Here is a 22861-nt window from a genome sequence, read left to right on the forward strand (position 1 = left end):
GAGCCTGCAAATCTATGAGTCATCCGAGCGATCCTGCTGCTGCGGCGGCAAGCGATATCACGGTCGGACGCGTCTTGCGTTCGCCCGCCCTGCTAACCCGTGAGTGTCTGGCCGGCGTCATTACCGCACTGGCGTTAATTCCTGAAGTCATCTCGTTCTCCGTTATCGCAGGCGTTGATCCCAAAGTCAGTCTGGTGGCTTCGGTGGTGCTGTGCCTCACGCTGTCGATCCTGGGCGGCCGTCCGGCGATGGTGACCGCAGCCGCCGGTTCGGTGGCGCTGGTGATTGGCCCGATGGTGCACGCCCACGGCGTTGAGTACATTCTGCCGGCAGTGATTCTTGGCGGTATCATCCAGATTATTTTTGGCGTGGCCGGCCTGTCGCGCATGATGCGCTATATTCCGCGCTCAGTGATGATCGGATTCGTGAATGCGCTGGGGATACTGATCTTCTTTGCCCAGGTGCCGCACGTCTGGGGTCAATCCGGCCTGGTGTGGGCGCTGTTTGCGGTGACGCTGGCGATTGTTTTGTTACTGCCGAAGGTGCTGAAAAGCTTGCCGTCACCGCTGGTGGCGATTGTAGCCGTCACCGCCGTGGCGCTGCTGCTGGGCTACCGCGTGCCGAACGTGGGTGATGAAGGTCCGATGACCGCCGGCCTGCCCGATTTCACCACCCTGCTGGTGCCGTTCAACCTGGATACGCTGCAGATTGTCTGGCCGACCGCGCTCTCTATTGCCTTCGTTGGCCTGATGGAGTCGCTGCTCACTGCCAAACTGGTGGATGATCTGACCGATACGCCTTCCGGCAAACGCCGTGAATCCTGGGCACTGGGCGTAGGCAACATCCTGGCCGGTTTCTACGGCGGTATCGCCGGCTGCGCCATGATCGGTCAGACCATCGTCAACGTTGAGCTGGGGAGAGCACGCACCCGCGTCTCAACCGTGGCGGCGGGTATCGTGCTGCTGCTGCTGGTTACCGGCCTGAGCCAGATCATGGCGCAAATCCCGATGGTGGTGCTGGCTGGCATTATGATGGTGGTGGCAGTGAAGACCGTTAACTGGCACAGCCTGCAGCCGGCAACGCTGAAGCGCATGCCCTGGTCAGAGACCGCAGTGATGGTAATAACCGTTGCCGTCACCGTCTGGACCGGCAATCTGGCACTCGGCGTGCTGATTGGCGTGATCCTCGCGATGATGCTCTTTGCCCGCCGCATCGCGCACGTGATCCACGCAGAACGTCAACTCAGTGAAGACGGTGAACAGGTGCATTACACCGTCCGCGGCCCCCTGTTCTTCGGCAGCAGTAACGATCTGTTTGAACATTTTGATTATGGTCACGACCCAAAAACGGTGACCATCGATCTAACCCATGCGCAGATCTGGGACGCCTCCAGCGTAGCGGCACTCGATGCCATTGAGTACCGCTATCAGCGTCACGGCGCGACGGTGACCTTTATCGGCCTGGACAACCGCAGCAGCGACTTCCGCGATCGCCTGAGCGGCAATCTCGGCTGATCGCGCCACCCGGACGCCGGAGACGGGCGTCCGGTCAGGCTTATTTTACCAGTGCGAACAGATCGTTAAGGGATTCACTCATCGAGGGGTGAGTAAATATCTGGTCGCGCAGCACGGTATAAGGCAGCCCGGCATCCATCACCGTTTTGACGATATTGATCACTTCATGTGAATCCACCGCCAGCAGTGCCATGCCGATAATCTGCTGATTCTGCCTGTCCACCACGCTTTAAGCACGCCACGCGTATCGTTTACCACCCGCGCCCGCGGTATGGCCGCGACCGGCAGCGATACCACCTGAATATCCCTGCCCTGCTCGCGCGCCTGCGCTTCTGTCAGGCCGATACGCGAGAGCGTGGGCGTCATAAAGACCGACCAGGGGATATTAGCGCGATCGTCGGTGCTGCGTGTTCCCTTGCCAAGCAGCTGATCGTACACGATGCGATAATCATCCAGCGAGATATAGGTAAACTGCGGGCCGCCGGTGACATCGCCCATCGCCCAGATATGGTCCACTGAGGTTTTCAACTGCCTGTCCACGCTGACCGCCCCGCGCGCATCCAGCATCACGCCCGCGTTCTCCGGTTTCAGCTGTCGGGCAGCCGGACGACGGCCCGTCGCCACCAGCAGCACATCCACCTGACGATCGCCCTGCGCGGTATGCAGCGTCACGCTGTCGCTGCTGCTGCTCACGGCATTGACGGTGGTATGGAGCGCCATGCGTATCCCCTGATCCTGCAGTATTGTCTGCACCGCCGCGCTGATATCCGCATCCTCCCGCGGCAGAAACTGCGGCGCGCTATCAAACAGGGTCACTTCGCTGCCAAAGCTGGCAAACATAGCGGCAAACTCGATACCAATATAGCCACCGCCAAGAATGCCCAGACGTTTGGGCAGCGCCGTGAGGTTCAGGATGCCGCTGCTATCGACAATGCGCGGCCCGGGCTGCAGGCCACTGATGGAGGGGAATATCGCTTCTGCTCCGCTATTGATAAAGATTTTGTCAGCATAGATAGCCTGTGCGCCCTGATCGGAAACGATGTTCAGGGTATGCGCATCCGCAAACTCTGCCCGGCCATCAATGATATCGACCTGCTCAAGGTGAGCGAGATTAAGGTAGTTCTTCTCACGCAGAAAGCTGACAACCTCACTTTTACGCTGCATCGCGGCAGCGAAATCGCTGGCTGTCTGGGCCTCATGCACCAGGGTTTTGGTGGGAATACAGCCCACATTGATGCAGGTACCGCCATACATCGCGGACGATTGCTCGATAAGGGCTACGCGCCAGCCCGCACGCCCCAGTGCTGCCGCCAGCGTTTTACCCGCCTTGCCAAAGCCAATGATTGCTGCCTGATAATGTTTCATGCTCTCCTCTCCTGAACGTAGCCTGTGAAGAATGTCAGGCATCAGATTACGCAGCATCGCCGCAGGCTTTTTTGCTGTAACGCTGGCTTTTTTGTCTGTGCGTCTGAATGATAAGTGCCTGCGGAGATGGTCATCAGGAATCAGCATGGACCCACTGAGTAATTTACTGCTGCTGCATAATCCCCGGGGCAGCATTGATAAGAACTGCGTGTTGAGCGGCGAGTGGCAGTTGCCACACCATGCCGGACATTTGAGCGCGGTGCGCTGGCATACGGTAACCGGCGGCTCCGTGCAGCTGGCGATGCCCTCCGGCGCAGAGTATGTGCTGCACGCCGGCAGCGTGGTATTTCTGCCGCAAAATGCCGCGCACCGCATCTATCAGCGACATACACAACCGGTACAGCTGGTGTGTGGGTTGCTGGAGCTGCCTGCAACGGCCCACGCCTTCCTCACGGCGCTGCCTGAGGTGCTGCTGCTGGCGCCCACGACGGAATCTCCGGAGGCACGCTGGCTTTCGGCAGTGCTGCCATGGCTGACAGACGCGGCGCCGGAGACACAACCCGGGAGCGAGGCGCTGCGTAGCCAGCAGATCAGCGCGCTGTTTACCCTTGCCGTGCGCGATGGCGTCTCTGCCACAGTGCAGCACGGTAGTTTGCTGGCGCTGTCCCTGCATTCGCGGCTTGGCCCGCTGATTGCCCAGCTGTGCGCCACACCGGATCACCCCTGGAGCGTTGCCACTATGGCGGCGCGCGTATTTATGTCACGCGCCTCCTTCGCCGCCCTGTTCCGCCAGCTGGCGGACAGCACGCCACTGGCGGTTCTCACCACGATTCGTCTGCACATAGCGGCACAGCATCTGGCGCGTGATCCGGCGCCGATCATCACTGTCGCGCTGGCGGTGGGATATGCCAGCGAGTCCTCGTTTCACAAAGCCTTTGCGCGTGAATTTGGCTGTACACCCGGCGAGTACCGGCGACGCGTGGAGCGGCTGGGAAACGGAGAGTAGTTATTACCTGCCGCTTCGCTTGCAAAATTACGGGTTCACGCCTTTGCTTAAGCAGGCAAGTTAATGAATATTATTGATTTATATCTGAAATAATTTAGCGGAGGATCGATGCAGGGATTAATGAAAGCAGGTCTGGTAGCGGCAACGCTGATGGTGCTGGCGGGCTGTATGCAGCACAGTGATGCGGTGGGCAGCGATGGACGTCCCCATGCGCCGAGTAAGCAATCGGTACCGGGGGCCAGTGAAGGTGAAGGTCCGGTGGGACAACCGCAGGATTGATCTCATGCCCGGCGGTGCCGGGCTTGATAATTAGCAGGCACAAAAAAACCGCCCTTGGGCGGTTACGACATTGCTTATAGTGCTTTATTTTATTTGGCTTATTCGAAATGGTGCCCGGGGCGGGACTTGAACCCGCACGACCATAAGCCGAGGGATTTTAAATCCCTTGTGTCTACCGATTTCACCACCCGGGCAGGGTGTAAACTGGAGGCGCGTCCCGGAGTCGAACCGAGGTAGACGGATTTGCAATCCGTTGCATGGCCACTCTGCCAACGCGCCTTAATGCTGATAAGTAACCCGTTTAACACGCATTACTGAAACTGGAGCGGGAAACGAGACTCGAACTCGCGACCCCGACCTTGGCAAGGTCGTGCTCTACCAACTGAGCTATTCCCGCATTACTGCACTTCACCGAACTTACTGATTTTGCTCAGCTTCTTGTAGCCTTGCTGCCGTTCGATGCGATGCATTCTACTTATCTGACGCAATGAGTCAATAAAATTATCCACACACTGCGTCTGTTTGCTGCTTTTTAAATCGCATCGATCAGCTATCGAGCAGATCGCCGCGCGCCGCGCTCAGATACTGGAACATAGACCAGAAAGTCAGCACGGCGGCGATGTAGAGCGCAACCACACCAATGCCTACAACCGTGGCATCCGGACGCCACAGCAGCGCGAAAAGCGACAGCATCTGCGCCGTGGTTTTCACTTTACCGATCCAGGAGACTGCCACGCTGCTGCGCTTGCCAATCTCCGCCATCCATTCACGCAATGCCGAGATAATAATTTCGCGTGCAATCATGGTCGCTGCCGGCAACGTGATCCACCATGCGTGGAAATACTCCGCCACCAGCACCAGCGCCATCGCCACCATCACTTTGTCGGCCACCGGATCGAGGAAGGCACCAAAACGTGTCGTCTGCTTCCAGCGACGCGCCAGAAAGCCATCAAACCAGTCAGTTACCGCAGCAATCACAAAAATCAGCGCCGTCGCGAAGGGAGCCCAGTGAAATGGCAAATAGAACGCCAGCACAAAGAAAGGAATCAGTACGACTCGAAACAGGGTAAGACACGTCGGAATGTTAAATTGCATATGCCAGTAACTGTCTGGTGGGAGTAGGATTTACCGTATGTTCCTACATTGCCCCCCCTGTTTCAATGTTAGTGTTTCAGCGAGTGGTATATTTTTTCCGCCAAAGCGAAGGAGATACCCGGTACTTTAGCGATTTCGTCAACGCTGGCGTTCATCAGCGGTTGCAGGCCCCCCATGTACTTCAGCAGCTGCTGACGACGTTTTGGACCGACCCCTTCAATGCTCTCCAGCGCGCTGGTATTTTTCACTTTAGCCCGTTTTTTGCGGTGACCGGAAATTGCGTGATTGTGAGCATCATCACGAATGTGCTGGATGACATGCAGCGCCGGTGAGTCCGGCGGCAGCGAAACGCCCTCGCCTTCCGCTTCAAAGAACAGCGTTTCCAGACCGGCTTTACGATCGCTACCTTTGGCGACACCGAGCAGAATCGGCCGATCTTTATCCCATGACACATCCAGCTCAGCAAATACCTGCTTCGCCTGCGCCAGCTGGCCTTTGCCGCCGTCGATCAGAATGACATCGGGGATTTTGTCCGCTTCCAGCGCTTTACCGTAGCGGCGGCGCAGCACCTGGTTCATCGCAGCATAATCATCGCCGGGCGTGATGCCCTCAATATTGTAACGCCGGTAGTCAGAACGCAGCGGACCGTCACGGTTGAACACCACGCAGGAGGCGATGGTCTGTTCACCCATAGTGTGGCTGATGTCGAAACACTCCATGCGACCGATGCTATCCAGCTCCAGGAAGCTCGCCAGCGCAGCCAGACGCTGCTGAATGGTGGAGTGCTGGGAGAGCTTCGTGGTCAGCGCCGTGGCCGCATTGGTGCGCGCCAGCTTCAGATACCGGGCGCGATCGCCACGCGGTTTAGTCTGAATATTCACTTTACGCCCCGCCAGCTCACTCAGCGATTCGGCCAGCAGTTCGCGCTCCGGCAGGGTGAAATCAAGCAGAATATCTGCCGGCAGGGTGCGCGCTTCGCTCCCCTGCAGATAGAACTGCCCGACAAAGGTCTGCACCACTTCGGTCAGCTCCGTATCCGCAGGCACTTTCGGGAAGTAGCTGCGGCTGCCCAGCACTTTACCCTGTCGGATAAACAGCACGTGCAGGCAGGCCATGCCGGCATCATACGCAACACCCATGACATCAAGATCGTCACCCTGATTGGAGACAAACTGCTTTTCAGTCACACGACGTACCGCCTGAATCTGATCGCGCAGGCGTGCCGCCTCTTCAAAGCGTAATCCTTCACTGGCCTGCTCCATGCGTGCCACCAGCTGATTGATGACCTGGTCATCTTTACCCGCCAGGAACAGCCGCACGTAATCGGTCTGCTGCGCGTATTCATCCTCGCTTACCAGCCCGGCCACGCACGGACCAAGACAACGGCCTATCTGATACTGCAGACACGGGCGCGAGCGGTTGCGGTACACACTGTTTTCACACTGGCGAATCGGGAACACTTTCTGCAGAAGCGCCAGTGTTTCACGCACCGCGTAGCCATTCGGAAACGGGCCGAAATATTCGCCTTTGGCATGCTTCGCACCGCGATGCATCGCCAGCCGCGGATGAGGATCGCCGCTAAGGAAAATATAAGGATAGGATTTATCGTCACGCAGCAGCACGTTATAACGCGGCTGGTAGAGCTTGATGTAATTATGCTCAAGCAGCAGCGCTTCGGTTTCGGTGTGCGTTACCGTAACATCGATGGTGTGGATGTTACTGACCAGCACTTCAGTTTTGCGGCTCCCCACCTGCGTGCGGAAATAGCTACTGAGGCGCTTTTTCAGGTCTTTGGCTTTGCCGACATAGATCACCGTTCCTGCCGCGTCGTACATGCGATAGACGCCGGGCTGGCTGGTTACGGTGCTGAGAAAGGCTTTGGAATCAAAAACGTCATTCACTACTGATTAACGGCTCCGCATTGAACAGGCCATGTCGGATGGCCAGATGCGTTAACTCGACATCGCCACTGATGTTCAGTTTGCTGAACATACGGTAGCGATAGCTGTTAACGGTTTTGGGGCTGAGATTGAGCTGCTCGGAAATTTCCGTCACCTTTTGCCCTCGGGTGATCATCAGCATAATCTGCAATTCCCTTTCCGACAAACAGCTGAAGGGTGATTCGGCTTTTTGTGGCTCGATCTGGCTCAGCGCCATCTGCTGCGCGATATCTGAGGCAATGTAACGCTGGCCGGCGTGGACCGACCGGATTGCGCTCACGACTTCCTGTGGCGCTGCCCCTTTGCTCAGGTAGCCTGCGGCACCGGCCTGCATCACTTTGGCGGGCAGCGGGTTTTCAGTGTGAATCGTTAGCATGATGATGCGGATGTCCGGGTTGTAACGCACAATTTTGCGCGTCGCCTCCAGGCCGCCGATGCCGGGCATGTTCATATCCATCAGCACCACATCTACCGGATGATTGCGGCACCACTTCACCGCATCTTCACCACACGCCACTTCCCCGGCAATTACCAGTCCCTTCATATCTTCCAGTATGCGACGAATACCGGCGCGTACCAGTTCATGGTCATCAACAAGAAGCAGGCTGATCAACGGGACGTACTCCGCAGGTTAGTGAGGGGGAAATATATTACAGGGGCGTTATCTTACCGGTTTTTGGCAGGAAAAAACATCAGCGGCAACAGATAAATCCCAAATGAAATGATGCACATCAAATAGCAATCAGTAAGCGTTGTGTTTTTAGAAAAATGCAATACCATGCAAAAATAGAATTGTGAAATTGTGACTAATATCATTACGTTATAATTTATAACTGCTTTTACTCACCCTTAGCAGCCGGATAAATAAAATATCGCTTCAGGCTAATTTCCACCTGCTGATAAATAATACAAAGGCCCATTATTCAGCAGCAAAAATCAGGCTGCTTCGTTGCCGTAAATTCTCTCGTCAAGCATATGATATACTCTGTTTTTTAGGCACAGAGAGAATCAGGCTGTGTTAAAGAACACCACCAAGGAGAAAAAGATGAGTGATGAAGACTTTGTAACGTCGCGCGATACACAGGCACTGGCTGACGAAGTGGCCTGCCTGAAAATGATGATCACCCTGATTCTGAAGGGAATGGGCCAGGCGGATGCGGGTAAAGTGATCATTAACATGGAGCGCTACGTACAGAATGCGCTGGCGGATAAACCGCAGGCTGAGGTGTTCAGTAACACCATTCGTCAAATTAAAACCGCTTATCGTCAGTAAGCGGCGCTCCCCGCGCACCCTGCGCGGGGTATTTAGCTGTGTGACTGCCAGTTGACCATGACGCCCAGTGAAGGCAGTACCTCCTCCGGACTAAATCGACGCGTACCGCGATACTTCTCTGCCAGCGCTGGCTGCTGAACCGGAATACGAATAGCAAACAGATTATCTTCTGACTGAATCAACCCCGGCGACAGCGGCTCATACACCACATTATGCTGCTCAAACATCTTCTCCAGCATTGGCGTAGCGGAACTGATCAAGTACTCCATGCCGCTCAGCTCTGCCAGCTGTACTGAGTGCCAGAGAATATTCAGCGGCAATTCGGCATCCACATCCAGACGCGCCGAGTAGCGCGACATTTCCCACACTTTGTCCTGATCAAACGGCAGTACCATGCCTTCCGGCACTTCCGGCTCATGCCATGGCAGCAGACGTGCGCAGCCGCAAATGCCCTTACGCGCGGTCCAGGCGATAAGCCAGGTAACATCAGAGCGATCATAGCGATCGTACTCTTGACCCGGTGTGCTGAGACGCGGCGGAATCGACCAGCCTTCGCCCCGCGCAAAAACGCTGTAACGATAAGTGCCCAATTCGGCCAACAGAGAGGACGGCATATCCTTTAGCTGTGTTTGAATTATTTTCATCATGCGCCCCTGACATCCTCATGTTTGCAATGATTTGTTAGCGCCAGCCTGGCGAAGTTTCCGGCGCAGGGTAGACAACTGATTGCGGGTAAGGAACTACTAAAATTAGTAGTTGCTATTTTGCTAGATCAGGCCAATCGCTGCGGCATAACAGGCAATTTGCGTTTTATTGGAAACATTAAAACGCTTTTGCATATTTTTCTGGTGAAAATTCACCGTGTGTTCGGATATCGCCAGAATAAGCGAAATTTCCACAGAGGTTTTTCCTTCTGCGGTCCATTTCAGTATTTCCAGTTCACGCTGGCTAAAATCATTGGATAAAACCACCATCGAACTATCATTCAGCCGATCCAGCACGCGCAAACTCAGTTCCGCCAGGAAATGCAGTTGCACTTCCAGCTGAACGCGTCTTAGCTGGGTCTGGCCCGATCGTTGCGATGATATAGATAATATACCAATGGCACGATTTGACGCCATTGCCGAGCACGAAAAGCCGCTCTGCAGTCCCGCCGCATTCGCTTCTGCCCAAAAAGCGCCCGCCTCAGCAAAAACATCCTGCGTCCACTCGACGCCGCGCCCTGGCTGCTGGCACAGGACTAATATTGGATCGATGGCGTAAAAATTTTGGCTCTCATACCGCTTTAACCACTTTTCCGGATAGGTGCTAAACAGAAAAATGCGCGGCCGGGTAAAAGGCACGGGATGCTGAACCAGAAAGGCAAACGCATCAAAACCCAGCGCTTCAATATGTGTTTGTAAAAGCGATTTCAATTCCATCACTTCCGTCAGCGCCTGAAATTGTTTTTCAGTCTCGCCGCGCCAGACGAAATAATTATCGATCGTCATTGTTGACCTGGCGATGTTTCACGCCCTATTGCACCTTAGTATTCGTAGCGACTAATGAAAAAAATAAATTAGCCGGAGAAAAAAGAGTGATTGAAAACAGAACAACAATGCATCAGTAACGTTCAGCGGCATGTTGTCAATAAGTTAACCAATTGATTAAGATAAGATGCTGTTATCTTGCGGCGGAACAACCCCTTTAAAACCACCACTCAGATTAGAATAGGATTTTTCTGAAGTAGTTTCAATCATCCTCTCCATCGAAATTTATCATTAGATTGATAAATGTTTAGCATCGTCATTAACCTAAATTACCCTTTTACCGTTACGGTTACTTTAGATATCAGAAATAATTAATCGTAAGGTGCTTTTCATTTCAGGGTTAATTCCAGTAAATGCTGGTGTCTGCGATCGGCTCAGTGCTGCCTGACGGATTTTTCTCTGCCGCTTTTTCGAGCTACGCTTAAAGCGTGAACGGGTTGATCGGTACTGCCTTTTGCCACCAGCCCTTATCGCAGCAGGCTGCAGGCGCAACGCCGCGCGTATCCGCAAACTCAGCGAGAGTGACTATGTTGAACCAGCTGGCTCTACCCTTTCTTGTCGTGGGCGTCTGCACTGCCCTGATGATCGTTAAAGACCTTTTCCGTCATCCCCATCCGGTAGCGATCATGAATATTGTCTGGCCGATAACCGGCTTATATATGCCTTTTATCGGCTGGCTTGCCTGGTGGTATCTGGGACGAAAACTTTCACGTCAGGCGAAGCTTGCCCTGCTGATTCCGCCTGAAAAAGAGGGTTTTAACAGCTGGCAAACCATATTTATCTCAACCTCGCTCTCAGCCGCCGCCTGTATATTTGGCGACATAATGACGTTGCCAATAATCACCCTTTTAAATCACTTCGCTATTAATCCTGCCCTGTGGTTACAGGCATTAATTTGCGTGCTGGTTTCTTTTACTGATGGGTCTGCTTTTTCAATTCATGGCCATTCGCCAGCGGGAAAAATACACTTTGTCCGCACGTTATTATTAGCCTTTAAAACGGAAATCTTTCCGCTGCTGGTTTATCAGTCCGGCATTTTTATCTTTATGGCGCTGGCCCTAAAGTTCGTGCTTAATCAGCAGCTCAATCCTCTGCTGGTGGCGTTCTGGTCTATGTTGCAGCTCGCGATGATAATCGGCTTTGTTTTCTCATGGCCGGCTAACCATTTCCTGATAAAACGCGGACTTAATCCTGCCGTCTGAGTCAGCGGCAGAAGCCGGCACCGCGCATGCCAAGGTGAAAATGCCCGGCGTGTGCGGCGTTGTAATCGGGGCCCAACGCATTGCCAAACGTGGCGCAGCCGTTACGCCACAATGCGTGCAGCCCGGCGGATGCCTGCGCGGGCTGCTGCCAGTTTTTTCCCACCCGTAACCACTGGCCATTTGCCAACTGGTAGCCGGTGATATCCCAGGCATCTGCCGTGGCGTGTTCGCTAAGCCGCCCCTCCTGTCGATGATAAATATTGCGGCAGGCATAGCTCCCCACATGCGTAATGCGTCGCAGCGGACTATGGATGCCTGCCTGACGCAGCGCTGCGTTGCTCTGCACCACATACATGGTGCTGGTAACCGCCATGGGGCAGCTGGCAAGAAAACTGCTGCTCAGCGTAACGTCTCCAAACCCGCTAATGCGCAGCGGTTGTGCGACAGGGCACTTACCCTGCATGGGCGGCACTTCGCGGAACTGCACTAACCCCTGCTCATGAGCCTGACGCATCACGGCGAGACAGGCCGCAGGATCGCTGCTGAGCCGTTGCAGCTTGTAGCGCGCCATCCAGCCCGGCGGATCGGTCACCTGCAGCGGCGTAAAAGGGTTCCACTGCGGCGGCAGATGGGTTTTCAGCCACGGCAGGCTCCACCAGCCGCACAGCGCGAGCAGAACGACTGCCAGTAATGCGCGCACGACGCCTCACTTTATGAAGAGAAAGGAGTAGCAAGTGTAGAAGCCCGTCCCCCATAACGGAGAATAAAAGGCTTATTTGCTGAAGATTTACGCAAAATGACGGTCGCGCCTGCCATGTAAATATTTTCTGACAGAGCAAAGCGCGTAAAAGGTCACAAATGTTTAAAAACCATTACCGAGAGTTGCTGCCTTTCCACTATCTTATGCCCTCTTGCCCTGTGCAATAGCACGTCATCTAACAGCCATCAGAGCTGACACAACATCAAGACAGGAAAGATATTTTTATGGTTGATCACTCAAAAGAGGCGCTCGTCGAGGCCGAACAGCCGGAAAAACTCCGGCGCAACCTGCATAACCGTCATATCCAGCTTATCGCCATCGGCGGTGCCATCGGTACCGGCCTGTTTATGGGCTCCGGTAAAACCATCAGCCTGGCCGGTCCCTCGATCATCTTCGTGTATATGATCATCGGTTTTATGCTGTTCTTCGTGATGCGCGCCATGGGCGAGCTGTTGCTCTCCAATCTGGAGTATAAGTCGTTCAGCGATTTCGCCGCCGATCTGCTGGGGCCATGGGCGGGCTATTTTACCGGCTGGACTTACTGGTTCTGTTGGGTGGTGACCGGCATCGCCGATGTGGTGGCGATCAGCGCCTACTTCCAGCTGTGGTTCCCGGATTTCTCTATCTGGATGAGTGCCCTGCTCTGCGTGTTCGTGTTCCTGGCCCTGAATATCGCTACGGTGAAGCTGTTTGGCGAGATGGAGTTCTGGTTCGCGATTATTAAAATCGTCGCCATTGTGGCCCTGATCATTACCGGCATCGTGCTGGTCAGCATGCACTATCCGTCACCTGGCGGCAGTACAGCGGCCCTGAGCAACATCTGGGACCACGGCGGCATGTTCCCGAAAGCTGAGCGGTTTCTTTGCCGGCTTCCAGATTGCGGTCTTCGCTTTCGTGGGTATCGAACTGGTGGGTACCGCCGCCGCGGAAACCAAAGATCCGCACAAAGTGCTGCCGCGCGCCATCAATGCAATACCGTTGCGTATCATCATGTTTTACGTGCTGGCGCTGCTGGTGATCATGGCGGTGACGCCGTGGAATCAGGTGCTGCCGAATCGCAGTCCGTTTGTTGAGATGTTCGTGCTGATTGGCCTACCTGCGGCGGCCAGTATCGTTAACTTTGTGGTGCTGACGTCGGCAGCTTCGTCCGCGAACAGCGGCATCTTCTCCACCAGCCGCATGCTGTACGGTCTGGCAGAACAGGGCGTGGCGCATAAGTCGTTTGGCCGTCTTTCAGCGCGTGCCGTGCCGACTACCGGCCTGTTCTTCTCCTGCCTCTGTCTGCTGGCTGGCGTTGCGCTGATCTATCTGATCCCGGATGTGATGACGGTGTTTACCATGGTAACGACGGTCTCTGCGATTCTGTTTATGTTCGTCTGGACCATTATCCTGTGCAGTTACCTGGCGTACCGTAAACAGCATCCGCAGCGCCATGCGGAATCAAACTTCAAAATGCCGCTGGGCAAACTGATGTGCTGGGTATGCATGGCGTTCTTCGCCTTCGTGCTGGTCCTGTTGACGCTGCAGGAGGATACCCGTCAGGCGCTGATGATCACGCCGTTGTGGTTTGTGGTGCTGACCATGGGATGGCTGCTGCGCCGCCGTAAAGCGCAATAACCGCCCGTTAGCCGCCCCGTTGGGCGGCTAACGGCTGGCTTTGCCACCCGACAGCCCCGGACTTACAGCCTTTCACGGAATTTATGCCACGCCTGAGACAGTGACGGTCGCAATGAGGGTTCCCGCTCCGGAGCAGCCGCAGGTTGCTGCGGTGTACCAAGGTTAAAGGTAAAGGTATAAGCGGGCTCCTCACCCATGCGCAGATCCGCTATCAGCGTGTTACCGTTCTGCTCGCGCATCGCATAGAACCCGTGACTGAACCACGCCACACGCTCGGCGTGCCACTGGCCTTTAAAGGCATCAAACAGTGCTGCATGGCGATCCTGCCAGCGGATGGCTAATGGCCGCCCGGGCGAAAGCAGTGACCAGTACGCTTCTCCATAGCGATCCGGCTGTATGATCACCGTGCGCCACACCAGCGTATTAAAAGCGGTGGGCGTCACCAGAATCTGCTGCGGCTGCACCGCCTGCTCCCGCAGCGACTGCTCAATATGGTGCGTCGCAATACTTTGCGCCAGCATACTCCAGCCGAGATAGAGCGTACTGACCAGCAGCCCGGCCTGGTTCCAGCGCAAACCGCGCGCATCCCGCCGCCACAGCGCCACCGCCAGTGCTATCAACAGCGGCAAAGTGTAGAGCGGATCGATGATATACATACTGCCGATAGCAAACGGGAAATCCGTCAGCGGCAGCCCAAGCTGCGTGCCGTATACCGTGGTCAGATCGAGCAGTGGATGGGTGATCAGCGCCAGCCAGATCGCCAGACACCAGCTACGCCACTGCGGTCGGCTCCGCGTGGCACCGGCCACCAGCCAACCCAGCAGCGGGGCAATCAGCGTCAACAGCAGCAGCGCATGGCTTTCGGTACGGTGCAGCGTCATGTTGCGAATCGCATCACCGTGATCGATAAACACATCCAGATCCGGCAAGGTGCCCACCACCACCCCCACCAGCGCTGACTGCCACAGCGGCACACGCTTGCCCATAACCGCCACGGTAACCGCGGCGCCCAGCGTCAATTGCGATAGCGAATCCATGCACTCTCCTGCTCAAAAAGATCAGCGTACGCGGATCCCTTCAATAATCATGCGTTGTACGTTTTCCAGCGTCTGCGCAAAAAACGCCGGATCGTTTAGTGTCTGCCCGGTGATCGCTTCCACCTGCGAGGCAAAGTCCGCGTAGTGCTGTGTCGTAGCCCACAGCAAAAAGAACAGATGCTGTGGCTGCACGCCCGCAATGCGCCCTTCGGCTATCCACTGCTCGACGATCGCCGCTTTCTCATCCACCAGCGCTTTCAAATCACCCGCCAGTTCGCCTTTCAGCAGCGGCGCGCCCTGCAGCATCTCCAGACAGAACAGCCGGGAAGCCTGCGGGTGATCGCGCGAAACCTCCAGCTTAAGGCGGATATAGTTACCAATGGCCGTCAGCGGATCGTGATCGTGACGCAGCGCACGCAGTGGCGCCAGCCACACATCCAGAATCTCTTTTAACACTGCGACATACAGCACTTCTTTGGAGGGATAGTAGTAAAGCAGGTTGGTTTTCGATACGTCGGCGCGCTCCGCCACTTTATCCAGGCTGGTGCCGTGAATACCGTACTGCGAGAAGAACGCTAACGCTGCCTCCAGAATCGCCGCCCGCTTTGCGGCGACGGCACGTGAACGGCGGCCCGGTTGTTTTTCATCGCTTTTCACACTATTACCTCATCCATTTGGCGAACGGGCATCATAACAAAGCCTGTCCGCGCGGCCTAATGTTGCCCCTGCACCTTTTTTGACCACGGCACGCCTGAATAGCGTGCACACAGTTTTGACCAAACGGTCCGAAACGGACCACTTACTCCACTCAAAAAAATAACCTGTTGATTGTATTCATTATTTAAAGAGTGGCACAGCTCTTGCACATTTAATCCTGAGCGCCGCCCACAGGAGGTGTGCAGGAAGCAGCGCAGCGCGTGAAGCAATCCCCTTCGATGCAGAGAGGTTTCACATGAAAATTGGCGTTTTCGTTCCGATTGGCAACAACGGCTGGCTCATCTCTACCCATGCGCCGCAGTATCAGCCGACCTTTGAACTCAATAAAGCCATTGTGCAGCGCGCCGAGCACTATCACTTCGATTTTGCGCTCTCCATGATCAAGCTGCGCGGCTTTGGCGGTAAAACCGAATTCTGGGATCACAATCTGGAGTCTTTCACGCTGATGGCGGGCCTGGCCGCTGTAACGTCCCGCATTGAAATCTACGCCACGGCCGCCACGCTGACGCTGCCGCCGGCCATTGTCGCGCGCATGGCCGCGACCATCGACTCCATCTCAGGCGGCCGTTTTGGCGTTAACCTGGTTACCGGCTGGCAAAAGCCGGAGTACGAGCAGATGGGCTTGTGGCCAGGCGATGAGTATTTTGCCAGCCGCTATCACTATCTGACGGAGTACGTCACCGTGCTGCGCGATTTATGGGGCAGCGGAAAGAGCGATTTCAAAGGCGAGTTCTTTACCATGAACGACTGCCGGGTCAGTCCGCAGCCGCAGAAGCCAATGAAAGTGATCTGTGCCGGACAGAGCGATGCGGGCATGGCCTTCTCGGCGCAGCACGCCGATTACAACTTCTGTTTTGGCAAAGGCGTGAATACCCCGGCGGCGTTTGCCTCCACCGCCCTGCGCATGAAGCAGGCGGCTGACGTGGCCGGGCGCGAGGTCGGCTCTTACGTGCTGTTTATGATCATCGCTGCTGAAAGCGATGAGGCGGCACGCGCCCGATGGGAGCACTACAAAGCGGGAGCGGACGATGAGGCCCTTGCCTGGCTGACCACGCAAAGCCAGCAGGATACGCGATCCGGCAGCGACACCAACGTGCGTCAAATGGCCGATCCTACCTCTGCCGTCAATATCAATATGGGCACGCTGGTAGGGTCCTGGGCGAGCATCGCGCGCATGCTGGATGAGGTGGCCCAGGTAGAGGGTACGCAGGGCGTACTGCTGACCTTTGATGACTTCCTGCAGGGGATTGAAGATTTTGGCGAGCGCATTCAGCCGCTGATGCAGTGCCGTCGCGAACTGCTCACCGCGCAGCAGGAGGTGGCGTAATGTCTATCGTCGTATGTGCCCATACCACTACCTCGCCGCACATCACCCTGCCTGCGCGACCGGAAGCTATTGCGCTGCCGCCGTCCCGGAGTGCGCTGATCGTCGTGGATATGCAGAACGCCTATGCCACGCCAGGCGGTTACCTTGATCGCGCCGGCTTTGATGTCTCTGCCACGCAGCCGGTAATCGGCAAGATTCATCAGGCGGTGACGGCGGCGCGCGCAGCGGGCATGCAGATCATCTGGTTCCAGAACGGCTGGGACGATCGCTATATCGAAGCTGGCGATGCAGGGTCGCCTAACTTTCACAAATCCAATGCGCTGAAAACCATGCGTAAGCAGCCGGAACTGCAGGGCACGCTGCTGGCAAAGGGCAGCTGGGACTACGCGCTGGTGGATGAGCTGGTGCCGCAACCGGGCGATATCGTGCTGCCGAAGCCGCGCTATAGCGGCTTCTTTAACACGCCGCTCGATAGCATGTTACGCAGCCGCGGCATTCGTCATCTGGTCTTCACTGGCATCGCGACCAACGTGTGTGTGGAATCGACCCTGCGCGATGGCTTCTTCCTGGAGTATTTCGGCGTGGTACTGGAAGACGCCACCTATCAGGCCGGACCAGCGTTTGCTCAGCAGGCCGCTCTTTTTAACATCGAAACCTTTTTCGGCTGGGTCAGCGACACCGCAACCTTTTGCGAAGCGCTGCAAAACTGACGTGCCGTTCACCTGCCACCCTGAGGAGTAAAGTGATGCCCAAAAGTGTGATTATCCCCGCCGGCACCGGCACGCCCATCGCGCCGTTTGTTCCCGCTACGCTGGCCGATGGCGTGGTGTATGTATCCGGAACGTTGCCGTTTGATGCCGACAATAACGTTGTGCACGTTGGCGATGCCGCGGCCCAGACCCGGCATGTGCTGGAGACCATCAAAAAGGTGATTGAAACAGCCGGAGGCTGTATGGCCGATGTGACCTTCAACTCCATCTTCATCACCGACTGGCAGCACTACGCCGCGGTTAATCAGGTTTATGCCGACTACTTCCCCGGTGAAAAACCGGCCCGCTTCTGTATTCAGTGCGGGCTGGTCAAACCGGATGCGTTAGTTGAGATCGCCAGCGTGGCGCACATCGGCAAACGGGAGGCATGATGCAACTGGACATGCATGGCTTAACGCACGCGGATGCGCCAACGCTGGTGTTGTCATCGGGTCTTGGCGGCGTTGCCGGCTTCTGGCAGCCGCAGCTGGCGGCGCTGACACCGCACTACCGCGTGGTGACTTACGACCAGCGCGGCACCGGCCGCAGTGCCGATACGCTGCCAGAGGGTTACAGCATGGCAATGATGGCGCGCGAGCTGGCCGATGCGCTGGCCCGGCACGGCATTACCCGCTACGACATCGTCGGCCATGCGCTGGGTGGGCTGATTGGCCTGCAGCTGGCGCTGGATTACCCGCAGCAGGTGGGTCGCGTAGTGGTGATCAATGGCTGGCTGGCGCTAAGTGACCATACCGCGCGCTGCTTCCGGGTTCGTCAGGATCTGTTAATGCACGTAGGGGTTGAGGCATTTGTGCGTGCCCAGCCGCTGTTTCTCTATCCGGCGGAGTGGCTGGCACAGCATCAGACGCGGATTACGGCGGAGGATGCGCATCACGTCACGCATTTCCAGGGCATGGAGAATCTGCTGCGGCGCCTGCACGCATTAAAAAGCGCCGATTTCCGTCCGCATGCCGCACGCATTACCCAGCCGGTTCTGGCCCTGTGCAGTCAGGACGATCTCCTGGTACCGTGGAGTTGCTCGGCGCAGCTGGCACAGGCGTTGCCCAACGGCAGCCTGATTGAGATGGCCTGGGGCGGACATGCGATGAGTGTGACCGACAGTGACAACTTCAACGCGCTGCTGCTGCAGTGGCTGGCAGAAACAGCAAAGCCTGCGCGTCAGGCGAGCTAAAGACGGGAGAATTACCATGAGCGTACTTGAACTGCCGGCGCTGGCCGGGGTGCAGCAGCAGGATTTCCGCAACGCGATGGCCTCACTGGGCGCTGCGGTGAACATCATCACCACTGACGGTCCGGCCGGAAGGGCCGGGTTTACGGCCACGGCAGTGTGCAGCGTAACGGATGCGCCGCCCACGCTGCTGGTGTGCCTGAATCGCAACGCGTCGGTGTGGCCGCTCTTCCGCACAAACGGTGTGCTGTGTGTGAATACGCTCGCCGCCGGTCAGGAGGCGCTGTCCACCCTGTTTGGTGGCAAAACCGCCATGGACGAACGCTTCGCCGCCGGCGACTGGCACGCCCGTCCCGGCGGCGGGGCGCGCGGCTGGAGGGGGCTCTGGTGGCATTCGACTGCACCATTACACAGGTTGTCAGCGCGGGCACGCATGACGTGCTGCTATGTGAAGTCGTTGCGCTGGCGCGCAGCGAGGCACAGCACGGTCTGGCGTGGTTTGACCGCAGCTATCACCCGCTGCTGCGGCAGGATGCCCGTTAACGCCGCAACAGCGGCCCGCTTTCCCCTGCTCTGGAGAAGATAATGGCGAGTTCCTGGTTTCCCCGCTGGCAGAAAAAGTCAGCAATGAACGATGACGGGCTGATCGCGCCGGACGAAACGCTGCCTGCCGGGCAGACGCTGATTCTTGGCCTGCAACATGCCGTGGCGATGTTTGGCGCGACGGTGCTGATGCCGTTACTGATGGGCCTGGACCCTAATCTGGCCATTTTGGTTTCGGGTATAGGTACGCTGCTGTTTTTCATCATCACCGGTGGTCGTGTGCCCAGCTATCTTGGCTCCAGCGCGGCCTTTGTCGGCGTGGTCATTGCCGTTACCGGATTTAGCGGACAGGGGCTGAATCCGCACATGGCGCTGGCGCTTGGCGGCGTAATCGCCTGCGGGGCGCTCTACACGCTGATTGGCCTGATCGTCATAAAAATCGGTACCGGCTGGATAGAGCGACTGATGCCGCCCGTGGTAACCGGCGCCGTTGTCATGGCGATCGGCCTTAATCTGGCGCCCATCGCCGTGCACAGCGTCTCATCTTCGATGTTTGATAGCTGGATGGCCGTGGTAACGGTGCTGTGCATTGGATTGGTCGCGGTGTTTACTCATGGACTGCTGCAACGGTTGCTGATTCTGGTCGGGCTGCTGATGGCCTGGGCGATCTATGCGCTGCTCACTAACGTTATGGGCTTCGGCAAACCGGTGGATTTTAGCGGCGTGGCTGGCGCGGCCTGGTTTGGGCTGCCGCATACCACCGCGCCGGTGTTTGATGTACAGGCAATGGTGATGATCGCGCCTGTCGCTATCATCCTGGTGGCGGAGAATCTTGGGCACATTAAGGCAGTCGCCGGCATGACCGGGCGTAACCTCGATCCATGGATGGGCCGCGCGTTTGTCGGGGATGGACTGGCCACCATGCTCTCCGGCACCCTGGGCGGCAGCGGCGTAACCACCTATGCCGAGAATATCGGCGTAATGGCGGTGACGAAGGTCTACTCAACGCTGGCGTTTGTCGCAGCGGCAATCATCGCGCTGGTACTGGGCTTTTCACCCAAGTTTGGCGCCTTGATTCATGCCATTCCCGGCCCGGTGATTGGCGGCGCATCGATTGTGGTGTTTGGATTGATTGCGGTAGCGGGCGCGCGTATCTGGCTGCAAAACCAGGTAGATTTGAGCCAGAACAGCAATCTGATCATGGTCGCCACCACGCTGGTGCTGGGTGCCGGTGATTTTGCCCTGAAGATCGGCAGCTTCACGCTGGGCGGCATCGGTACGGCAACATTCGGCGCTATCTTTCTGAACGCCCTGCTGCAAAAGCGTCGTGCCGCGCCGGAAAAGCAGGCGGCACGCCAGCACCCTTAAGGCTCCTGCGGTGCCTCAACCGGCACCGTTTTTTTACGGCGTAGCCGCAGTTCGCTGACAATCACTCCGCAGACAATCAGCGCCCCGCCCAGCAGAGCCGCTGCCGGCAAGCGCTCGCCGGCAATGCGCCCCACTACGCCGGCCCATACCGGCTCTCCGGCATAGATAACCGTGGCGCGCGTAGGCGACACGCTGCGTTGTGCCCAGTTCATGGTGACCTGAATCAGGGCGCTGGCCGCCCCTAAGCCTAACGCGCTGAAGAGCAGCGGCGCTGACATGGCTGGCAGTGACTCCCCGTTCGGGATCATCAACAGAAACGCACAGAGGGATGCCACCATCAGCTGAATCAGCGTTACCCGGCGCACATCGACCTGCCCGGCATAGCGGCTGATCAGGATAATCTCTGCCGCAATCGCCAATGTACTCAGCAGCGTGGCAATCTCTCCGGCATTGAGCGTCAGGTTGCCGTCCTGCGGGCCCGCCACCAGCACCAGACCAATAAACGCCAGCGTGATGCCAATCCAGGCCATCAGGCCAGGCGGACGGCGCAGAAACAGCCACTGCAGCAGCGGCACAACCGGCACATACAGCGCAGTTAAAAATGCCGACTGGCTGCTGGAGATGGTTTGCATGCCCCAGGTCTGCAGGCCATAACCGCCGGCGATGGCGAGGCCAATCAGCACGCCAGCTTTTATCTCCAGCCGGGTCACCTGGCGCAGATAGCGGCGGAAGAACACGGCCAGCAGCAGTGAGGCCGCAGCAAAGCGCAAGCCCACAAAAAAGAAGGGGCCTGAGTGTGCCATTGCCCGGTGCACCACCAGGAACGTGCCACCCCACACCATGGTAATAAAGATAAGCACCAGCTCCTGCCGGGTAATACGCAGGCTGAGACGAGAAGTAGAAGCGGACATAACGCACCAGATTAGATAACCGGCGGCTATTTTTGCTGATCGGGGACGGATAATGCAATGTTTGTTACCGCCGGGCATGCCCGGCGGCGGGGAGCAATCGGGGACAGCGTTACTTCTTGCTGCGACTGCGTCCCCCTTTTTCACCTGCTGCGGCAGCGCGTTGCGGATCGTTCCTGAAATTACCGCCGCTGTTTTTACCGCCTTTCCGGCCCGCTTCTGCCGCCCTTTCACGATCCTCGGCAAAATTGCCTGATCCTCCACGATGTTGAGCCATCATTTCCTCCAGGGAGTTAGTCTCTGTGGGATGGGCTTTTCACTCAGGTTAGGTGAAAAGCAGGAGGCGTACGTTCACGCCACCAGGTTAAAGAGTAGCCAGGAGAGACGATCTTCTACCGCGTGTTCATACTTTGAAACACATATCCCGCTGCTTTACATGCGCATTTCCACATAAAGCACCAGTTTACAGAGGGTTATCGGCATATAAACCGCAGCGGTGGTGCTGATTGGTCAGCCACTGTCCAGCACCTTGCGCAGCCTCTTCTATACTTCCTTCTACTCACCACACCCAACAGGATGGAAGCAATGGCAAAAATTCTGGTGCTTTACTATTCGATGTACGGCCATATTGAAACCATGGCGCAGGCTGTCGCGGAGGGCGCTAAAGGCGTGGACGGCGCAGAGGTGACTATTCTGCGCGTGCCCGAGAGCATGGACCCCGAGCGCTTTGCACAGGTGGGCGGCAAGGTAAATCAGACGGCTGCGGAAGCGACGCCTGATGTATTGCCGCAGTATGACGCCATTATCGTGGGCACGCCGACGCGCTTTGGCAACATGTCCGGACAGATGCGTAACTTCTGGGATCGCACCGGCGGACTGTGGGCATCCGGTGCGCTGTACGGCAAGATTGCCAGCGTTTTTGCCTCCACCGGGACCGGTGGTGGTCAGGAGCAGACCATAACCTCGGTGTGGACCACCCTTGCGCATCACGGCATGGTGATTGTGCCGATTGGTTATGGCACCAAAGAACTTTTTGATATTTCTCAGGTGCGCGGCGGTACGCCTTACGGCGCAACCACGCTCGCCGGCGGCGATGGCTCACGCCAGCCGTCAGCTGAAGAGCTGGAGATTGCCCGTTATCAGGGCCGATACGTCGCCGGACTGGCGGTAAAACTGAAAGGATAACCCCAACAGGAGACAGGTATGACGACAGAACAGTCTAAAGCACATCATGTGGGCGAATGGGCCACCCTGCGCCACACCTCACGCGAAATTGCCGAGGCCATTTTTGAAGTTGCGAATTACGATGAGCGCCTGGCCGAGGAGATCTGGCGGCAGCAAGGCAGTGACGATGTATTACTCCGCGCCTTTGAAAAGACCGATCAGGATGTCCTGACGTGGGATGATAAGACCGTCGAACGCAAAAACGTGTAATCCGCAGGC

At 56.8% G+C, this 22861-nt stretch carries 23 protein-coding genes, 3 tRNA genes and 2 pseudogenes; 14 read left to right on the top strand and 14 right to left on the bottom strand.

The features are described from left to right. The first annotated feature begins 14 nt into the window (after positions 1-14). On the top strand, positions 15-1514 hold the full coding sequence (locus HA48_RS01560; protein ID WP_128599477.1) for a SulP family inorganic anion transporter: 1500 nt from the start codon (positions 15-17) through the stop codon (positions 1512-1514). Positions 1515-1554: 40 nt separating this feature from the next. Here HA48_RS01560 and rclA read toward each other — a convergent pair. Next, positions 1555-2879 (bottom strand): annotated as a pseudogene (gene rclA, locus HA48_RS01565) (reactive chlorine resistance oxidoreductase RclA). A gap of 145 nt (positions 2880-3024) precedes the next feature. Between rclA and HA48_RS01570 the strand changes: the two are divergent. Both HA48_RS01570 and HA48_RS22160 read left to right on the top strand, forming a co-directional pair. Next, positions 3025-3885 carry a helix-turn-helix domain-containing protein gene (locus HA48_RS01570; protein WP_128599478.1) on the top strand — a complete coding sequence of 287 codons (861 nt, stop codon included), beginning with the start codon at positions 3025-3027 and terminating at the stop codon, positions 3883-3885. Between the two features lie 108 nt (positions 3886-3993). Further along, positions 3994-4164, top strand: coding sequence for a hypothetical protein (locus tag HA48_RS22160; protein WP_167377134.1), 171 nt, complete (start codon positions 3994-3996; stop codon positions 4162-4164). A 108-nt stretch (positions 4165-4272) separates the two neighbouring features. Here the strand turns inward: HA48_RS22160 and HA48_RS01575 are convergent. From HA48_RS01575 to uvrY, 6 genes are all read right to left on the bottom strand, one after another. Beyond that, positions 4273-4358, bottom strand: a tRNA-Leu gene (locus HA48_RS01575). A gap of 11 nt (positions 4359-4369) precedes the next feature. Beyond that, a tRNA-Cys gene (locus tag HA48_RS01580) sits at positions 4370-4443 on the bottom strand. A 42-nt stretch (positions 4444-4485) separates the two neighbouring features. Then, positions 4486-4561: transfer RNA gene (locus tag HA48_RS01585), tRNA-Gly, on the bottom strand. Between the two features lie 149 nt (positions 4562-4710). Next, positions 4711-5259: a CDP-diacylglycerol--glycerol-3-phosphate 3-phosphatidyltransferase gene (gene pgsA, locus HA48_RS01590; RefSeq protein WP_128599479.1), complete on the bottom strand. Its 549-nt coding sequence runs from the start codon at positions 5257-5259 to the stop codon at positions 4711-4713. A 68-nt stretch (positions 5260-5327) separates the two neighbouring features. Next, positions 5328-7160 (bottom strand): excinuclease ABC subunit UvrC, encoded by a 1833-nt coding sequence (gene uvrC, locus HA48_RS01595; protein WP_128599480.1) that lies wholly within the window; start codon positions 7158-7160, stop codon positions 5328-5330. Then, positions 7153-7812, bottom strand: coding sequence for a UvrY/SirA/GacA family response regulator transcription factor (gene uvrY, locus HA48_RS01600; RefSeq protein WP_128599481.1), 660 nt, complete (start codon positions 7810-7812; stop codon positions 7153-7155). Before uvrY ends, uvrC begins: the two co-directional genes overlap by 8 nt. A gap of 432 nt (positions 7813-8244) precedes the next feature. Between uvrY and HA48_RS01605 the strand changes: the two genes are divergently transcribed. Beyond that, complete coding sequence (locus HA48_RS01605) at positions 8245-8472, top strand: DUF2594 family protein (RefSeq protein ID WP_039383713.1); 228 nt, start codon at positions 8245-8247, stop codon at positions 8470-8472. Between the two features lie 32 nt (positions 8473-8504). Here the strand turns inward: HA48_RS01605 and HA48_RS01610 are convergent, their stop codons facing one another. Together HA48_RS01610 and HA48_RS01615 are read right to left on the bottom strand one after the other, a co-directional pair. Then, the gene (locus HA48_RS01610; protein ID WP_128599482.1) at positions 8505-9116 is read right to left on the bottom strand and encodes an acyl-homoserine-lactone synthase; all 612 of its coding nucleotides are present in this window, start codon (positions 9114-9116) and stop codon (positions 8505-8507) included. A gap of 123 nt (positions 9117-9239) precedes the next feature. Beyond that, complete coding sequence (locus HA48_RS01615) at positions 9240-9962, bottom strand: autoinducer binding domain-containing protein (RefSeq protein WP_128599483.1); 723 nt, start codon at positions 9960-9962, stop codon at positions 9240-9242. A gap of 566 nt (positions 9963-10528) precedes the next feature. On the opposite strand from HA48_RS01615, the gene HA48_RS01620 reads away from it, so the two are divergent. Beyond that, positions 10529-11203 carry a DUF4396 domain-containing protein gene (locus tag HA48_RS01620; protein WP_128599484.1) on the top strand — a complete coding sequence of 225 codons (675 nt, stop codon included), beginning with the start codon at positions 10529-10531 and terminating at the stop codon, positions 11201-11203. Between the two features lies 1 nt (position 11204). On the opposite strand, the gene HA48_RS01625 is transcribed toward HA48_RS01620, so the two are convergent. Next, positions 11205-11903: an extensin-like domain-containing protein gene (locus HA48_RS01625; RefSeq protein ID WP_128599485.1), complete on the bottom strand. Its 699-nt coding sequence runs from the start codon at positions 11901-11903 to the stop codon at positions 11205-11207. Between the two features lie 284 nt (positions 11904-12187). On the opposite strand from HA48_RS01625, the pseudogene cycA reads away from it, so the two are divergent. Next, positions 12188-13580: pseudogene (gene cycA, locus HA48_RS01630) on the top strand (D-serine/D-alanine/glycine transporter). A gap of 62 nt (positions 13581-13642) precedes the next feature. On the opposite strand, the gene HA48_RS01635 reads toward cycA, so the two are convergent. Both HA48_RS01635 and rutR read right to left on the bottom strand, forming a co-directional pair. Further along, on the bottom strand, positions 13643-14617 hold the full coding sequence (locus HA48_RS01635; RefSeq protein WP_128599486.1) for a metal-dependent hydrolase: 975 nt from the start codon (positions 14615-14617) through the stop codon (positions 13643-13645). 21 nt (positions 14618-14638) lie between these two features. Then, positions 14639-15274, bottom strand: a complete 636-nt coding sequence (gene rutR / locus HA48_RS01640; protein WP_128599487.1) for an HTH-type transcriptional regulator RutR — start codon at positions 15272-15274, stop codon at positions 14639-14641. A gap of 295 nt (positions 15275-15569) precedes the next feature. Between rutR and rutA the strand changes: the two genes are divergently transcribed. Genes rutA through rutG form a run of 6 tightly spaced genes read left to right on the top strand, consistent with a single transcriptional unit; the run spans position 15570 to position 20510 of the window. Continuing rightward, on the top strand, positions 15570-16661 hold the full coding sequence (rutA, locus tag HA48_RS01645) for a pyrimidine utilization protein A (protein ID WP_128599488.1): 1092 nt from the start codon (positions 15570-15572) through the stop codon (positions 16659-16661). Continuing rightward, complete coding sequence (rutB, locus tag HA48_RS01650; RefSeq protein WP_128599489.1) at positions 16661-17371, top strand: pyrimidine utilization protein B; 711 nt, start codon at positions 16661-16663, stop codon at positions 17369-17371. The genes rutA and rutB overlap by 1 nt, the downstream gene beginning before the upstream one ends. Before the next feature lie 35 nt (positions 17372-17406). Further along, a complete protein-coding gene (gene rutC / locus HA48_RS01655) occupies positions 17407-17802 on the top strand; it encodes a pyrimidine utilization protein C (RefSeq protein ID WP_128599490.1) in 396 nt (131 codons plus the stop codon). Then, positions 17802-18602: a pyrimidine utilization protein D gene (rutD, locus tag HA48_RS01660; protein WP_128599491.1), complete on the top strand. Its 801-nt coding sequence runs from the start codon at positions 17802-17804 to the stop codon at positions 18600-18602. Before rutC ends, rutD begins: the two co-directional genes overlap by 1 nt. A 16-nt stretch (positions 18603-18618) precedes the next feature. Continuing rightward, positions 18619-19185: a flavin reductase gene (locus HA48_RS01665; RefSeq protein WP_425270653.1), complete on the top strand. Its 567-nt coding sequence runs from the start codon at positions 18619-18621 to the stop codon at positions 19183-19185. After that, a complete protein-coding gene (rutG, locus tag HA48_RS01670) occupies positions 19185-20510 on the top strand; it encodes a pyrimidine utilization transport protein G (RefSeq protein WP_128599492.1) in 1326 nt (441 codons plus the stop codon). The genes HA48_RS01665 and rutG overlap by 1 nt, the downstream gene beginning before the upstream one ends. On the opposite strand, the gene HA48_RS01675 is transcribed toward rutG, so the two are convergent. Together HA48_RS01675 and HA48_RS01680 are read right to left on the bottom strand one after the other, a co-directional pair. After that, positions 20507-21421, bottom strand: coding sequence for a DMT family transporter (locus tag HA48_RS01675; RefSeq protein ID WP_128599493.1), 915 nt, complete (start codon positions 21419-21421; stop codon positions 20507-20509). The genes rutG and HA48_RS01675 overlap by 4 nt on opposite strands. A gap of 109 nt (positions 21422-21530) precedes the next feature. After that, on the bottom strand, positions 21531-21695 hold the full coding sequence (locus tag HA48_RS01680; protein ID WP_128599494.1) for a con-10 family general stress protein: 165 nt from the start codon (positions 21693-21695) through the stop codon (positions 21531-21533). Positions 21696-22003: 308 nt separating this feature from the next. Between HA48_RS01680 and wrbA the strand changes: the two genes are divergently transcribed. Continuing rightward, positions 22004-22603 (top strand): NAD(P)H:quinone oxidoreductase, encoded by a 600-nt coding sequence (gene wrbA, locus HA48_RS01685; RefSeq protein WP_128599495.1) that lies wholly within the window; start codon positions 22004-22006, stop codon positions 22601-22603. Positions 22604-22621: 18 nt separating this feature from the next. Beyond that, a complete protein-coding gene (locus HA48_RS01690) occupies positions 22622-22852 on the top strand; it encodes a YccJ family protein (RefSeq protein ID WP_128599496.1) in 231 nt (76 codons plus the stop codon). The last annotated feature ends 9 nt before the right edge of the window (positions 22853-22861 follow it).

Source organism: Pantoea wallisii (assembly GCF_002095485.1).
GTDB classification, from domain to species: Bacteria; Pseudomonadota; Gammaproteobacteria; order Enterobacterales; family Enterobacteriaceae; genus Pantoea; species Pantoea wallisii.

Excerpts from the sequence above, each read along its gene's own strand:
- HA48_RS01560 (WP_128599477.1), top strand. The coding sequence starts at position 15 with ATGAGTCATCCGAGCGATCCTGCTGCTGCGGCGGCAAGCGATATCACG.
- HA48_RS01570 (WP_128599478.1), top strand. The coding sequence starts at position 3,025 with ATGGACCCACTGAGTAATTTACTGCTGCTGCATAATCCCCGGGGCAGC.
- HA48_RS22160 (WP_167377134.1), top strand. The coding sequence starts at position 3,994 with ATGCAGGGATTAATGAAAGCAGGTCTGGTAGCGGCAACGCTGATGGTG.
- pgsA (WP_128599479.1), bottom strand. The coding sequence starts at position 5,259 with ATGCAATTTAACATTCCGACGTGTCTTACCCTGTTTCGAGTCGTACTG.
- HA48_RS01605 (WP_039383713.1), top strand. The coding sequence starts at position 8,245 with ATGAGTGATGAAGACTTTGTAACGTCGCGCGATACACAGGCACTGGCT.
- HA48_RS01610 (WP_128599482.1), bottom strand. The coding sequence starts at position 9,116 with ATGAAAATAATTCAAACACAGCTAAAGGATATGCCGTCCTCTCTGTTG.
- HA48_RS01615 (WP_128599483.1), bottom strand. The coding sequence starts at position 9,962 with ATGACGATCGATAATTATTTCGTCTGGCGCGGCGAGACTGAAAAACAA.
- HA48_RS01620 (WP_128599484.1), top strand. The coding sequence starts at position 10,529 with ATGTTGAACCAGCTGGCTCTACCCTTTCTTGTCGTGGGCGTCTGCACT.
- HA48_RS01635 (WP_128599486.1), bottom strand. The coding sequence starts at position 14,617 with ATGGATTCGCTATCGCAATTGACGCTGGGCGCCGCGGTTACCGTGGCG.
- rutA (WP_128599488.1), top strand. The coding sequence starts at position 15,570 with ATGAAAATTGGCGTTTTCGTTCCGATTGGCAACAACGGCTGGCTCATC.
- rutB (WP_128599489.1), top strand. The coding sequence starts at position 16,661 with ATGTCTATCGTCGTATGTGCCCATACCACTACCTCGCCGCACATCACC.
- rutC (WP_128599490.1), top strand. The coding sequence starts at position 17,407 with ATGCCCAAAAGTGTGATTATCCCCGCCGGCACCGGCACGCCCATCGCG.
- rutD (WP_128599491.1), top strand. The coding sequence starts at position 17,802 with ATGCAACTGGACATGCATGGCTTAACGCACGCGGATGCGCCAACGCTG.
- HA48_RS01665 (WP_425270653.1), top strand. The coding sequence starts at position 18,619 with ATGAGCGTACTTGAACTGCCGGCGCTGGCCGGGGTGCAGCAGCAGGAT.
- rutG (WP_128599492.1), top strand. The coding sequence starts at position 19,185 with ATGGCGAGTTCCTGGTTTCCCCGCTGGCAGAAAAAGTCAGCAATGAAC.
- HA48_RS01675 (WP_128599493.1), bottom strand. The coding sequence starts at position 21,421 with ATGTCCGCTTCTACTTCTCGTCTCAGCCTGCGTATTACCCGGCAGGAG.
- HA48_RS01680 (WP_128599494.1), bottom strand. The coding sequence starts at position 21,695 with ATGGCTCAACATCGTGGAGGATCAGGCAATTTTGCCGAGGATCGTGAA.
- wrbA (WP_128599495.1), top strand. The coding sequence starts at position 22,004 with ATGGCAAAAATTCTGGTGCTTTACTATTCGATGTACGGCCATATTGAA.
- HA48_RS01690 (WP_128599496.1), top strand. The coding sequence starts at position 22,622 with ATGACGACAGAACAGTCTAAAGCACATCATGTGGGCGAATGGGCCACC.